This window comes from Pseudomonas sp. S9, assembly GCF_000222125.1.
GTDB classification, from domain to species: Bacteria; Pseudomonadota; Gammaproteobacteria; order Pseudomonadales; family Pseudomonadaceae; genus Aquipseudomonas; species Aquipseudomonas segetis.
Genome location: NZ_AFFX01000010.1, coordinates 1 through 13,363, shown reverse-complemented (window position 1 = coordinate 13,363; position 13,363 = coordinate 1). Strand labels below are relative to the sequence as shown.

Sequence of the window (13,363 nt, the reverse complement as noted above, 5' to 3'; positions counted from 1 at the left end):
TGTGTTACAGCAGCCTTGGACCAGATTTGTTGTTTTTACTCGCGCATTAACGTCGGATTTTCTAATGAATGAAGCCAACAACGCACTCGACAACCTACTGCAGCCGCCCTTGGTTATCGTGCAATTTCTGCAAAAACTTGGGGTGACATTCAGCGTCCGACGTAAAACCGGTAACTTGCCTGCGGCCCAATGCGTTCAAGCGGTGATGCTTGAAGATGCTGTTGGTCCGCTATTAGTGCTGTTCAGCCAAGACCAGCTCCTCGACCTGAGTCGTCTCGCGGACTTGACCGGGCGCAAGCTGGTTACAGTGACAGCCGAGCGTCAGCAACGCATGCTCGGCAAACACGGGCTAGACCAGCTCCCCGCGCTGCCGCCCCTGCTCAACTCGCCATGCCTCTATGATGATCGCCTACTCAAAGCACCTTCGGCGTTTATCGAATCGGGGCAAAGTGGCGTCTTGCTGGAAATCAGCCGTGCCGACCTGCAAGTGCTGTTGAGCAAATCCAGCGCGGCCCTGCTCGGCGAGCCACTAAAGAACATCAAGCTCAACCTCGACCGTCCCGACGACGACCGCAGTGAAATCACCCACGCGGTACAAGCCTTCACCGCACGTCGCATCCAACAACGCCTTGAGGAGACCATCGAGATTCCACCGCTGCCCGAGTCAGCGCAAAAAATCATCAAACTACGTGTCGACCCCAACGCCACCATTGATGACATTACCGGTGTGGTTGAAACCGACCCGGCGCTCGCCGCACAAGTCATCAGTTGGGCAGCCTCGCCCTACTATGCCGCGCCGGGCAAAATCCGCTCGGTTGAAGACGCCATCGTCCGCGTGCTTGGCTTTGACCTGGTAATCAATCTGGCGCTGGGGCTCGCCCTGGGCAAAACCCTGAGCCCGCCAAAGGACCAGCCACAACAATCGACACCTTACTGGCACCAGGCGCTCTATAGCGCTGCGGTTATTGAAGGCCTGACCCGTAGCATGCCGCGCGCCGAGCGCCCCGAGGCTGGCCTGACATACCTGGCTGGCCTGCTGCACAACTTCGGGTACCTGGTCCTGGCCTATGTATTCCCGCCACACTTGTCGCTGATCTGCAGGCAAATAGAGGCCAATCCACACCTGACCCACAACTACATCGAGCATCATCTGCTGGGCATCAGCAGTGATCAAATTGGAGCCTGGCTGATGCGCTCATGGGACATGCCAGAAGAACTGGCCAATGCCCTGCGCTTTCAAAACGACCCGGAATATAACGAAGTCAATGCCGCCTATCCAAGGCTGGTGAACCTCGCCGTGCATTTGCTACGCAACCGGGGAATAGGCTCCGGGCCATGCTCCGAGATCCCGCAAAGCCTGCTCGACTCCTTGCAAATCAACCGCGATAAAGCCGAGGCCGTGGTCAGTGAAGTACTGGCAGCCGAAGTGGCATTGCGTGAGCTGGCCTCATTGATTCACCCAACGCATTAACCGCCATTACAGCTCAAAGGGCCTTGGCCAGCCCTTTGATTGCACGGGCTCAAGGCAACTGTGCGCGACGTTGGGCAAACAACTCGGGCAGCGCCTGCATGGCGCTATCGAGCAACTGCTTGACCGCAGGCTGCTCGTACAAGGCCGCATATTGCTCAAGCTGATCACTGGGAATACGCCGGTAGGCAAACAGCATATAGCTTTCTACCGCTTGCTGGCTGGAGTCATGAAGCACTTGGCGATGTTCAGCTGTCTTGGCACTCAACCCTTGTTCGTCCAGGCTCTCACCCCGCCCTTTGAGCGCAATCAGCGCCTGGGTCTTACCCGACTCATAACGCAGCAAAGTTGCCATCTGCGTGGTGCGCGCGGCGCTATCAAGGCGTTTGACCAAGTCTAGCCGGCTGGATCTGGGCGCACGCTCTGCAAGCTTTTTACGGTAATCAGCAAGCTGTTCTGCCCCATCGACTGCAACGGCTCGCTCGGCCTGGGTGAAAAGCTTGGCCAATGGGCTGCCAAGCAACTGACGGGCTTGCTCCAGTTGCTCAGAGTCAATCTGGGTTGAAAGCTTGTTCGCCAAGTCATCACAGAGCTTGTCGGCGCCAAAGAGTTTGTCGACCTGGGCCTTTTGCCTGGCGTCCAGGCCCCGCTCCATCAGCGGCAAGGTTTGATCACACAACAAACGCACCCCAGACAACTCAAAGACTGCGGCAAGATCTTCAACGTTGGCTGGCGCAGCCTGGGTCAGAGGAGTAACGGCCAAACATAATAGAGTCAGCAAAATACGCATTATTCAGGTTCCGAGACATGGGTTCAGGGCTCAAGCAATGGCTTTGCACCTATTAACAAGCTTGCCCGCACAACATTACCTAAGGAACTTCTGAAAAAGATAGCAAGCGATGAAAGCAACAACCATAGTCTGACTCGAAGGGCGAGCCCCAGCGAGTAAAAGATGCACAAAATAACCTGGGCGTGCTCGACTTCAGTTGTTCTAAATGAGCATTTTATTCGCGCTGCGAACCCTTGTGGGCGCAGCACGGGCTGCCCCAGCACGGGCTGCCCCAGCAATCCCAAGCGCAGTAGTTTTCCAGGGGCTTCCCAATGCTGGTCCGGCCTAATACGTCTCAGGCAGCTTTTTTAGCGCTGGCTGGCTTTTTGGGGACCAGGTATTTAGTCAGCCCCTGGAACCAGATGACCAAAGCAGGGTTGCCTTGAATCTGAATATCCTTGTTCTGGATGCCCTGCATAAAGGCCAACTGCTTGTTCTTGGCACTCATGGTTGCAAAACCGTAGGCGCCATCTTTGAAACCAAGCGCGAACGCAGGCTCGGCGGCCGGGCCCGCCTTACTGGTGATGCGCTGGTCTTTGACAATAAAGTGACGGGCAATCTTGCCGTCCAGGGTGTGCAACTGAAACACCATGTCGCGGTCGACGAGTTGCTCTTGAAACTTGGGATTGTTACGGCTGGCCTTGGCCATTAGGCGGCCCAGCATCCACAGCAAAAAACGGAATTTCATGCGCACAGCCTCGATGTTCGAATGGTTCGGCGGCGCATTGTAGCGGTTTGTCGCAAGGACTACATCCGGCCTAAAGCCTTGGATGAACTGCACCACACGCACTCTCGTTACCGGACATATAACTCAGCTAAACGCGGATTTGGATGCCAGTGCCCGCAGATGCTGGGCCAATATTGTTTCACTGTGCTGCTGTGAAGCGATCTTGCAACCCTTTGCCTCCAGCAAGGCCCGCTGCAAATGGGTTTCTGCCTGTTGCAAATCCCCAAGCAAAATAGAGCGCAAGGCCTCACAACGTGGGCGCAACCATGGGGCGTACCAGTTAATGTCTTGGTTCATCCAGTCACTCCACAAGCCAGTGACATCCCGTTGCAGGTATGCACGGGCAAAACTCAACTCGATTCGCAACAGCCTAATCAGGGTGTCCATCCCGATCTTGGGCTGTGCTTGAAGCAACAACTCCAACTCCCGCTCCAATAGCACGGCTGCCTGCCATTGCCCCCGATTCAACAGCGCAGTGAGGCGGTAATCGAGGGCTATCAAAGGCCCGGGCATCGAGCCTTGGGACAAGTTAACGATATCAGCTTCAGGCAGCTGTTCACTGGGTGTTCCTGCCACGCTCAGTGCAAGCAAGCGTGTTTGAGCCAGTTCGGGGCGATCATCGTTTTGATGTAGCCACCAAACAATAAAAACCATTCCATCGCTGGCATGTCCACGCAGGGTCGGCAGCAAGTTGGTCAACCCCATGCCCAGATTGACGAGTGAGAATCCCATGGCCAATGCAGACGCCAATCCATGGGTGAACCACCAAAGCCCAATACATGCCAGGCTCATCACCAGGTTCAGCACAGGCCCCATCATTACCATCCACAACATTTGCCTGCGCAACGGACGTTTGAGATTGCCAGCAACCATTAGATAACCACCTAACTTGCGGCCTTTGCTCTGGGGCGACCAGCGGAGCTTAAAGCCCCTACGCAGAAACTGGATCTCGACGGCCATGACGCGCATCGACAGCACTGTCATGCAATTGAACCTAGCGCCGAAATAATGACCGCTTTCATGCAGGATAATGGCCGCTGGCATCATCCCCAAAGCGAGTCCTATGGAGAAAAGAGGCTGGTCCATGTACGAGTCCAGTACAATGACCACTCCAAGCAGGCTCACCCCACTGAGCAGTATCTGCAACCCGCATAACAACATATTGAGAAACCCAAGTCCCTTACCGCCTTTCATGACATCCATTTCATATCGTTTTCTAGATAATGGCTTATCTTCCTTAACGCGCTAAGCCCTAGCAAGACACAACTCAGCGCTGGGGTGCAGGTCACTTGGTTGTTGGCTATTTACTCGATCAATAGCCTGTGAAGATAGATCGTCACAGACTAAAAAGCCCCGAAGTACGGGGCTTTTTAGTCTGCATATGCACAGAAGATGGATCAGTCTGCGTTTAATTTACGGCGTCTTTGAATAACCATCATAAAAACGTTTCAAAATTCACAATTTTCTATTTATTCATTTAAAATTAATCACTTAGAGGTAACTCCTATGTGATATTAGTCAATTCGTTTCAATTAAAGCCATTAACTCCCTGAATTCTTTGGGGAAGTGATCTGGATCGCAGTGATTTTGAAACATCGATCGCTAGGCGACCCTCCCCCATACGATCTATGAGCTGCCAGAAAATGATACGTTTTAAAAAACCGGTGCCATCCAAGCTGCTTGTCATACACGAACATCCCGCCCTCCGCGCACGTGTTCGCAAGCATCTGGAGTCATCGGGATACACGGTGGTTGAAGCTGGTAACTGTAAAGAGGCTATCGCCATCATGCATACACACTGCTTCGAAGGGATAATTGTCGATAACGACATGGAGGATTATGAGTCAGCATCTCCCCTTTCGGCTCGTAGCATTACTGTGAACTCTAAGACCCCGTGTTTAGTACTTGCCACAAGTCGAATCAATCGAAAGCAGGTAAAGGATTTCAACTCAGCGCTAGATGATTACTTGTACAAGCCTTTCAGGCCGTGCGTTCTCATCAAGCATGTGCATGGCGTACTAAAGGCCTCTGGTGGGAGAGAGCATTTAAGGCTTAGAGATTCCGCAACCTATGCATTGCCAGGGGCAGAAGGAGTTAATCTAAAAAAACTCAAACTTCCCCCTAAACAAATGATTTTGCTTCAAATTTTAATCAGTAACTCTCCCCGAGTTGTAAGCAAAGCTTATTTCGCAGACGCCCTTTATTCACATAATAACCAGGAATCAAAAACTTATAACGCTTTAGAGTCATTAGTAGCTCGCTTACGTCAAAAGCTACGCGACGAAAATTCCAATGTGAAGATAAAATCTGTCCGAGGCGTTGGGTATAGAGCATCTATTAATGTAATAGCGAAATCGCAAATTCAGAAACCTTAACCTACGGAAATACTAAACATCCCGCAGCCTATGAAAACGCCACTCTATTCGGCATATTTTCTGGTTAAACTTCTTAAAGCTGCCAGGCAGCTTCAGTAGCAGATAGCACAGAAAGTGGCGAACTGCAGCTCAGGGCCGTTATTTTCTGACGCGACAATCACGAGGCACTGAAAAAACCAAATGAACTGAGTCAGCCGAGAAACGGAGGGAGCCCATATTTAACCGCAAGCCCCTTCAAAATTCACCTCTGCTTGGATATTGCGGGAGAAGGCGTGTATCCGCTTCCCGTACATCTTCGCGTAGAGAAGCATCTCTTGAAAGCTGTTCCAGAAACTCTTAAATTTGCACGATTACACGCGAACGCTCTTGAATCCTAATCATCTGGAAACTCACCGCCGCTGATTAAAATATACTGGTAACGACAGTTGGCTCTGCTGTCTTTCGGCTTCCTGCGCCCAAGAGGATGTAGACACTATTTTTGGTTTCAAAAAGAAAATCACTTTTTAGATTGACCAATAGCGTACTCCTAACCCAGTCGCCTGGTGCAAATCGACGAGCACTATCAGTTACTACGGAGTGAGCATAGAGAAGGATCGGCTGGAGACCTTGGTTTTTAAGCAATGCCTTTTTGTCATCTGAAATATCGAGATCAACTAAAACCCATTGCCTTACAGAACAATATGGCTTCCCAGGGCACAGCTCTTGAGCCAGCGCGATGCTAGCGGCCTCGTCGTCACAGGTACTATCTATTACCTCGCCTTCAGTTAATAAAAAATCATTAAACTTCTCAAGTTTAGTGCCTGCCATTTAATTATCTTTTGCCCCTATCCATGATTACTATTTACTTCGACTATTTATCGAGCCAATGTCGCGGACGGCCATATTAACCCCGCGCACGGCTACTACATTGCCTATGGAGTCACAGCATCAAAAACAAGCCAAAAGCTGCTGCCTGTAATACTGGGAAAAACTCACCTGATAACCTGGTTCGACTGCAAAGTCCTCTAGTGAAATTATGTTCGTAGTTGCAGCCTCAATAGGTTGCTCTTTGCCATATCCAATACTGTCATCCAGATTATTGATATTGTCCGCTGCCTCTATCGAACTGGGCGTTGAGCCTGAAGTGGAAGCAGGCATCTGCACCTCTTTCAACACCGCCAGGTCTTCCGGCAAATCATCCGCAACTCTCTCAGCCATACACTGCAGCGTCGGCTCTGCCAACATAAACAGCCAAGCTTGACCATCGGACTCACCTGTACGCCGAAGCACTCGTCCAAGCACTTGCCGGTAATGCAACTCGGTGCGGATGCGGCTGAGATAGCAGCACACCTGGAGGCGGGGGATGTCCGTTCCTTCGCTAATCATTCCGACGGCGACAATCCAGCGAGAGGAGCTCTGCCGAAACGCATTGATCACCTGCTGCGCATCCGGGGTTTTGTTGGTCACAATGCAGCACCCCCCACCCCTCAATTCCAGAGCCTGAGCAATTTGATGGGCGTGCTCAATGTCAGTGGCAACAACTAAACCAGCAGCATCCGGCTTGATTTGGCGAAGCTCATTGAGCTTGCTACAGCCAAGATCGAGTAGCCGGTTGATCACATCATCATGGCGCAGCAGTTCTTCATAGGTGACAGGTGACTCCCCCAATAGCTTGGCAATACTGGGGAACATTCTGACTGTACTCTCAGGGCCCATTTCCTCGGTCAGCTTTACCTTCTGATTGTCTAGCAAGACAATACGAGGAGAACGGCATACCGCATCGGCAATGGCCTCTTTCAGTCCGTATCGGTAATCACAGATCAAGTGTCCTTCTGGCGTCGAGTAGCGGGCTAAAACAATAGCCCGATCATCCGAGCGCCATGGCGTACCGGAGAGAGCCAAGGTGAAGGCTGCACGGTCTTGTATCCGATGTAATATCTGCTGCCCCCAGGCGTTACTGAGAAGCGGATCATGGCCAGCGCAATGGTGTATTTCATCGAAGACAACAAGCACACGGTAATCATCAAGAAGCTGCCAGAACCCCTCGTCTCGGTACTCCATGGCTTGGTAGGTGAATGCCGTCCCCACAGCGCCTATTTGGCCATCCAGTCGCCTGCCAAGTACGTCAGCAAAGGTTGAGCGGAAGCCTTCGACAACCTGACAGGATGGCGCGAAGCACATCACCAGATCGATTCTGTCCTGCTTAAGCATTCTGCTGGCTAGCTCTGCCGCCATGCGTGTCTTCCCGGCTCCCGGCGTCGCCTGGCAGAAGAAGTGCGGTGTGCTGGTAAAGTGTTCCAACGCCGTGTCTATGCAGCTGAGTTGCCAGCCCCGCAGCGATGTGGTCATCGTGCAGAGTCAAGCGTCTTGATAGTCTTTTCGATAGCGCGAAGATGTCCTAGCAGACGTGAACTGCGATCTCTGGCCTCTAGGTACTCGTCCTCAACCTTGTCCCGCAAATGCGGCATATCTTCTAGGAGCAGCTTGAATCGCTCCGCCTCCCCCATCGAGCACAGAAAGTCCAAGCGGATTTCTTTGTGGAGCGTTTCCAAATGCTGATCCGCGCTGGCTGACGACTCAAGCGGGACAGCCTCAACTTGAAGCTCTGCAGGTTCCGGTTCGGGCTCAGAAGCAGTTTTTAGGCTGTTCTCAAAACCCTTGTCGATCAACTGCAATTGCAGATGTGCCGGAATCGGCTTCAGGTGGTAGACCTGTCCCCTTGGACGACGCTCTTCATCGACCTAAAGCCAGCCTATACGCAGTAAACGTCGAATTTGCTCATACACATAACGGCGTACATCGGCGACACGAAAAGTCGTACCATCTAGGCGCTTGGCATACGCATCACGCAGTTCACGGGTCGTGAAACTTGTACTCCCTTCTTGCTGAAGCAGCTCATACAGACGCCTGTCGAGGATAAACGAGGCCGATTTCATTGAGGCACCAGAAGAGTTAACGCGAAAAATACGGATTATAGTCCGTGGCTCGTGCGTCCGCAAACCCACGATAGTGCCGCCTCAGAGAAATTGAGGCGATCATGGATAAATTGGCGAAAGTGTTAGGGGAGCGCATCCGAACACAAAGGAAGATTCGCCACATGTCTCAGGATGTACTGGCATTGGCCTGCAGTATCGACCGTAGCTACATGGGTCGGATCGAGCGTGGCGAAGTAAACATCACCATCGAGAAGCTGTATCGCATCGCTGGTGAGCTGGCCTGCGATCCATACTGTCTTTTGCCTCCGGTGTCCGAGCTGCAATCGCCTGATTGATACTGGTGGCGCCTGGCGTTTGTACTGACTGCTTGGATTTGCTTTTCGGGCCCAGAGTGCCGGCCTGGCCCACTCACACATGAATTTTTACACCCGCATAGTTTCTGGGTTATTCGGGTTCCGACAGCGAACCAAGGTATATCAATAGCGCTTCAGTGCCTTTAATCTGATGCAATGTGCAGCCTTTATGCAGATGGCCGGTCCAGTAAGCACCTGCTCGGCCCTCGCATCGTCACTTAGTCGCCAAGGCCAATAATCACTTGGTGCGCCATATGGCTGTGCAGGTCATGGCTGCTAGCATGCCCCAAGAAGATCCCCAGCCCTGGCGATACCCAGGGTATCCACGCCAGCAAACACCCCAGGGAATGGTCATTGAACGCCTCTGGCTTTTGTGATGCGCGGCTATTCAATTTTGCAGATTTCGGCCTGAAAGCCTCATCAAGAAGACATGGCCCTTGCGCCATGGCTGGCGATCAGGCTTGCGGTGGGGGGGGGGTGCAACACAACTCCACCGCCCGTGGTAGCGACAAAGCTTTGTGCTTATCGCTCAAGTTCGCTCTTAACTCGTCTTTGATCATGACGCCCCTATGATGATTGCTGGGGAAATTCCATGTGGAAGGCTGTGGTGCCATTGCCAGAGGTGCACCAGATCTTTCCTTTGTGAGACTCAACGATGGATTGAGTAATGGCCAAGCCAAGCCCCGCATTGCTTGGGTTGCCTTCACGTCGTGCTGGGTCTACCCGATAGAAACGGTCAAAAAGTTTATCCAGGTGCTCCGGCCTGATGGTTTCACCTGGGTTCTCGATGGTAAGCGTCACAGCACTTACGGTCGACTTGATCGTTACCAATATTGACTTCCCGGCAGGTGTATAGCGCAGCGCATTGGACAACAAGTTCGAGACCGCCCGATCCAGCATCAGTTTGTCACCCAGCACGCTGCCAGTGCCGGTCACAACCAACTGGATGCCTTGCTCGTCTGCTAACAGGTGGTAGTACTCAAACAGCTTGGCGACCACCTCGCTGAACTCTATGCGCGTCTGCTCGGGAATAATCAACCCGTTGTCCGATTTAGCCAAGAACAGCATGTCATCGATCATGCGCGACATGCGTTTCAGATCATCTAAATTTGAGTAGAGGTTCTCCTCGTAGGCTTCAAGGTCGCGTTTTTGGGTGAGTACCACCTCGGTGTGCGTCATCAAATTACTGAGAGGTGTGCGTAACTCATGAGCGATATCGGCAGAAAAATTTGAGAGCCGAACAAATGCGTCGTCGAGCCTGGCAAGCATCGCATTGAACGAAGTCACCAGTTGCTGAAGTTCAAGAGGCACGGGCTCCAATGGAATACGCTCTTTCAGTGAGCGTGCCGACATAGACGTTGCAACCTGAGTCACGTGTCGCAGGGGTCTCAATCCACTACGCGCGACCACCCAGCCCAACACAGCGCTGACCAGTGCGCTAATGACAAAGCCAATCCAGAACCAGCGCTGCAGCGTTTCAAAGAAATGCACATGGTTAGTCACATCGAGAATCAGCAAGACCGTTAGAAGCGCGGGTTCATCCGCTGTTGATACCGGCGCAGTCATACCTCGGTACTTGTGCCCATTTTGCTCCCACTCCCACATACCGTGGTCACGGATGAAGCGGTACTTCTCGGGAACATTGAACAGCTGTGGCTCGGCAAAAAGTACCGTACCGTCGTTTGCCAGGATGATTGCCGCTAAATCGTGGTGAGCTCCTAGCAGCGCTTTTAGCTGAGGCAGCACCTCTTTAATATCTGCATGGCTACGCGTATTGCTAAGGATTTCCTGGGTCGAATCGAGCTTCTCGCTCAGCGTCTGCTGGTCGAGCATCATGAAGTGATGCCGACTGAACTGATTGAAACTCAGGCCGGCCACCGTGAGGACTGCAATAACCGCAAGCATAAACATCAAACTCATGCGTGCGGTCAGCGACAGATACGTCATTGAGACTCCGGCGCATCAAGCATATAACCCATACCACGTGAGGTATGAATCAGCTTCAATTCAAAATCATCGTCAATTTTCGCCCGCAAGCGTCGGATAGCCACCTCGATCACATTGGTGTCGCTGTCAAAATTCATGTCCCATACCTGAGAAGCTATCAAAGACTTGGGAAGGACTTCGCCGCGACGGCGCAGCAGTAGTTCAAGCAACGCGAACTCCTTCGCGGTCAGATCAATTCGCTTGCCACTGCGCACGGCACGCCGCTTAAGCAAATCAACTTCAAGGTCGGCTATATTCATGGTGGTTTGCGTCGGCGAATTACTACCGCGGCGGAGCAATGTCCTGACGCGAGCTAACAACTCAGAGAAGGCGAATGGTTTGACTAGGTAGTCGTCCGCCCCCAGCTCTAAGCCTTTTACACGATCTTCAATACCGTCACGGGCCGTCAGAAATAGTACCGGCACATCCTTGCCTGCAGCACGAATCTTCCGCAGGACTTCCCAGCCATCTAGGCCCGGCATCATCACGTCCAGAATTAACAGGTCATAAGCTTCGCTCAGTGCATGCTGAAGCGCATCAGTTCCCGTCATAACACGGTCGACATTGAATCCAGCCTCTGTGAGGCCCTGTTGCAGGTAAGTGCCTGTTTTTGGCTCGTCTTCAGCGACCAAAAGTTTCATGCGGGCTGTTCCCAAATTTGAATAGCCTGAGTGTGCAGTCAAAACCTTAATCCAACCACAAACTGACGAAAATGTAATCCTAGCCTCAGGCATCTGCAAGGATGACTTGTCTAGGGTGCAGGCATGAGTACTAGGTTGTGCTCTTGGCCCTCGAATGACAAACAGTAAAGAGGAGCCAGTCCCATCTTCAATTTAGGAGACTGCTCGATGAAACTGCTTAAATCTTTAATCCTAGTTAGCTCGCTCCTTTTGACTTCAGCCGTTTGGGCCGAAGGAGGTGCTGCACGCACCCTAGAACGCATCGAAAACATGCGAGACAAAGCCGAAGCGGTGCTGATTCAGGCTGAAAAAGCTCCTGCCAGTGAGCGCCATGTGCACATGAAAGAGCATATGGGGATGCTAGGCGACATGATGAGTCAGCTACACAGTCAGCACCCAGATCCGGGTATTACCACTGAAGAACATCTCGCATGGATGGAGCGACACGACAAACTGGTTGATGACGTCCTCACGCAAATGATCCGTGAGCACAAACTGATGATGGCTGATAAAGAGTGCCACCCTTAAAAATCCCCATCTTCAAGGCCTTCATGATTGCTCCTTTGGCCTAGCGGTACCTCGACGGTGCCGCATTTTTTTCAAGCTGACCATTTTGTAGTTTCGGGGGTTAGTCCCCGGCAGAATGCTGGGAATAGCATGAGACTTCTAACCACCTCAATGAGGTCTCATCATGAAACGTTCACCTTCACAACCCTTGGGCACAGCACTTCTCTTCGCAGCTGTAGCTCAAGCCTCTGCGCAAACGTCCAGCAGTGCACCCAACATTGTCCAGCAGACCCAAGCGCCCCCATCTACGCGCGCCGGTTTCATCAAGATGGATGACATCAGCTACGGCCAGGAATCTATCAATGTAAGGCCTGGCGAAACTGTTCGCTTCGTGTTGAAGAATAAAGGAGCGCTGATGCATGTATTCAATACCGGTAAAGCCATAGCGCAACTGATACATCAACGCGAAATGGCTGCTTTGTTCAAAAACGGCACGCTGACGCCAACAGGCAAAGCAAAGTCCATCGTCTGGCATGAAAGATCGGGCCTAGAAGACTCCGACCCACCGGGTATACCTGAAGTCGTAGAAGAAATACATGATGATCCTAACGCCATCCTTGTTGAGCCTAGCACTACCAAGGAATTCGTCTGGACCTTCCACGACACGGCCAATCTCAACTTCTCCTGCACCCTGCCTAGACAGGATCAAGCGAGGATGGTCGGTAAGTTCGCAATGCGCTGAGAGAAAAATCAGGTTCTCCCTGCCAAAGCCACGCTGCACCCGATTTCAGTACATATTTCAGATATGTAGTTTTCGCGTAAGCCAACTGACAGCATTGCCTAGTTAGCATCAATACTGTGCCCAACAACGCCATTTCAGAGATTCATTATGAAAACCAAACTAACTTCATTTTTTCTCGCCACAGCCCTAATTTTTTCCGCCTCTGCTGTCATGGGCAGCCCGAGCCATAGCAAAAGTGAGATTGGCCAACCAGAAAACGTCAAGAAAGCCGACCGCACCATTGAGATCAAGATGGGCGATATCTTTTTCGAGCCGAAGAGTATTGATATCAAAGCAGGAGAAACCATCCGCTTCGTACTCAAAAATGATGGCTCGCTGCTGCATGAGTTCAACTTGGGCATAGCAGCTGCACATGCCGCACATCAAAAAGAAATGGCCGCAATGTTTCAGAACGGCACGCTGTCTCCAACGGGCGCGCAGAATATGAGCAAGATGGGTCATGCCATGGGCGGGATGAAGATGGTCGATATGAAACACGATGATCCAAACAGTGTTTTGATCAAGCCGGGCGCCACTGAAGAACTGGTGTGGACCTTTACCAAGACAACGGGCCTTGAGTTCGCTTGCAACATACCAGGCCATTACCAATCGGGGATGGTCGGCAAAGTGAACGTACGCTAAGCGTTAAGTTCGGATTGATGTGCATAAATCTAGGTGAGTGCAATAGCGACTACTGTCAACTCACTTATGATTCAATTTCGTGAGGATCGCGCCATGGACC

General features: G+C 51.9%; 13 protein-coding genes and 1 pseudogene. 6 read left to right on the top strand and 8 right to left on the bottom strand.

Going from position 1 to position 13,363, the window contains the following annotated elements:
- Window positions 1-64 precede the first annotated feature (64 nt).
- Entirely contained in the window at window positions 65-1,471 is a 1,407-nt protein-coding gene (locus PSES9_RS0117610) for an aminoacyl-tRNA deacylase and HDOD domain-containing protein (protein ID WP_010489168.1), read from the top strand.
- 49 nt (window positions 1,472-1,520) lie between these two features.
- On the opposite strand, the gene PSES9_RS0117605 is transcribed toward PSES9_RS0117610, so the two are convergent.
- From PSES9_RS0117605 to PSES9_RS0117595, 3 genes are all read right to left on the bottom strand, one after another.
- Window positions 1,521-2,258 carry a hypothetical protein gene (locus PSES9_RS0117605; RefSeq protein ID WP_010489166.1) on the bottom strand — a complete coding sequence of 246 codons (738 nt, stop codon included), beginning with the start codon at window positions 2,256-2,258 and terminating at the stop codon, window positions 1,521-1,523.
- Between the two features lie 334 nt (window positions 2,259-2,592).
- Window positions 2,593-2,985 carry a hypothetical protein gene (locus PSES9_RS0117600; RefSeq protein WP_029529633.1) on the bottom strand — a complete coding sequence of 131 codons (393 nt, stop codon included), beginning with the start codon at window positions 2,983-2,985 and terminating at the stop codon, window positions 2,593-2,595.
- Window positions 2,986-3,108: 123 nt separating this feature from the next.
- Window positions 3,109-4,227 carry a M50 family metallopeptidase gene (locus tag PSES9_RS0117595; RefSeq protein ID WP_051120996.1) on the bottom strand — a complete coding sequence of 373 codons (1,119 nt, stop codon included), beginning with the start codon at window positions 4,225-4,227 and terminating at the stop codon, window positions 3,109-3,111.
- Between the two features lie 440 nt (window positions 4,228-4,667).
- Here PSES9_RS0117595 and PSES9_RS24355 point away from each other — a divergent pair, with 440 nt between their 5' ends.
- On the top strand, window positions 4,668-5,399 hold the full coding sequence (locus PSES9_RS24355; protein ID WP_010489160.1) for a response regulator transcription factor: 732 nt from the start codon (window positions 4,668-4,670) through the stop codon (window positions 5,397-5,399).
- A 402-nt stretch (window positions 5,400-5,801) separates the two neighbouring features.
- On the opposite strand, the gene PSES9_RS0117585 is transcribed toward PSES9_RS24355, so the two are convergent.
- From PSES9_RS0117585 to PSES9_RS24950, 3 genes and pseudogenes are all read right to left on the bottom strand, one after another.
- On the bottom strand, window positions 5,802-6,206 hold the full coding sequence (locus tag PSES9_RS0117585) for a DUF6957 family protein (RefSeq protein ID WP_010489158.1): 405 nt from the start codon (window positions 6,204-6,206) through the stop codon (window positions 5,802-5,804).
- Window positions 6,207-6,326: 120 nt separating this feature from the next.
- Window positions 6,327-7,727 carry a DEAD/DEAH box helicase gene (locus PSES9_RS0117580; protein WP_010489157.1) on the bottom strand — a complete coding sequence of 467 codons (1,401 nt, stop codon included), beginning with the start codon at window positions 7,725-7,727 and terminating at the stop codon, window positions 6,327-6,329.
- Window positions 7,724-8,314: pseudogene (locus tag PSES9_RS24950) on the bottom strand (hypothetical protein). The gene PSES9_RS0117580 and the pseudogene PSES9_RS24950 overlap by 4 nt, the downstream one beginning before the upstream one ends.
- Before the next feature lie 101 nt (window positions 8,315-8,415).
- Between PSES9_RS24950 and PSES9_RS0117570 the strand changes: the two are divergent.
- Window positions 8,416-8,649 carry a helix-turn-helix domain-containing protein gene (locus PSES9_RS0117570; RefSeq protein WP_029529631.1) on the top strand — a complete coding sequence of 78 codons (234 nt, stop codon included), beginning with the start codon at window positions 8,416-8,418 and terminating at the stop codon, window positions 8,647-8,649.
- A 585-nt stretch (window positions 8,650-9,234) separates the two neighbouring features.
- Here the strand turns inward: PSES9_RS0117570 and PSES9_RS0117565 are convergent.
- Window positions 9,235-10,614 carry a heavy metal sensor histidine kinase gene (locus PSES9_RS0117565; protein ID WP_010489150.1) on the bottom strand — a complete coding sequence of 460 codons (1,380 nt, stop codon included), beginning with the start codon at window positions 10,612-10,614 and terminating at the stop codon, window positions 9,235-9,237.
- Entirely contained in the window at window positions 10,611-11,294 is a 684-nt protein-coding gene (locus PSES9_RS0117560; RefSeq protein WP_010489148.1) for a heavy metal response regulator transcription factor, read from the bottom strand. The genes PSES9_RS0117565 and PSES9_RS0117560 overlap by 4 nt, the downstream gene beginning before the upstream one ends.
- Before the next feature lie 207 nt (window positions 11,295-11,501).
- Here PSES9_RS0117560 and PSES9_RS0117555 point away from each other — a divergent pair, with 207 nt between their 5' ends.
- The 3 genes from PSES9_RS0117555 to PSES9_RS0117545 all read left to right on the top strand — a co-directional run bounded on the left by PSES9_RS0117555 (window position 11,502) and on the right by PSES9_RS0117545 (window position 13,263).
- On the top strand, window positions 11,502-11,861 hold the full coding sequence (locus tag PSES9_RS0117555) for a co-regulatory protein PtrA N-terminal domain-containing protein (RefSeq protein WP_010489146.1): 360 nt from the start codon (window positions 11,502-11,504) through the stop codon (window positions 11,859-11,861).
- Between the two features lie 163 nt (window positions 11,862-12,024).
- Complete coding sequence (locus PSES9_RS0117550) at window positions 12,025-12,582, top strand: cupredoxin domain-containing protein (protein ID WP_010489144.1); 558 nt, start codon at window positions 12,025-12,027, stop codon at window positions 12,580-12,582.
- Between the two features lie 147 nt (window positions 12,583-12,729).
- Window positions 12,730-13,263 carry a cupredoxin domain-containing protein gene (locus tag PSES9_RS0117545; protein ID WP_010489142.1) on the top strand — a complete coding sequence of 178 codons (534 nt, stop codon included), beginning with the start codon at window positions 12,730-12,732 and terminating at the stop codon, window positions 13,261-13,263.
- Window positions 13,264-13,363 lie beyond the last annotated feature (100 nt).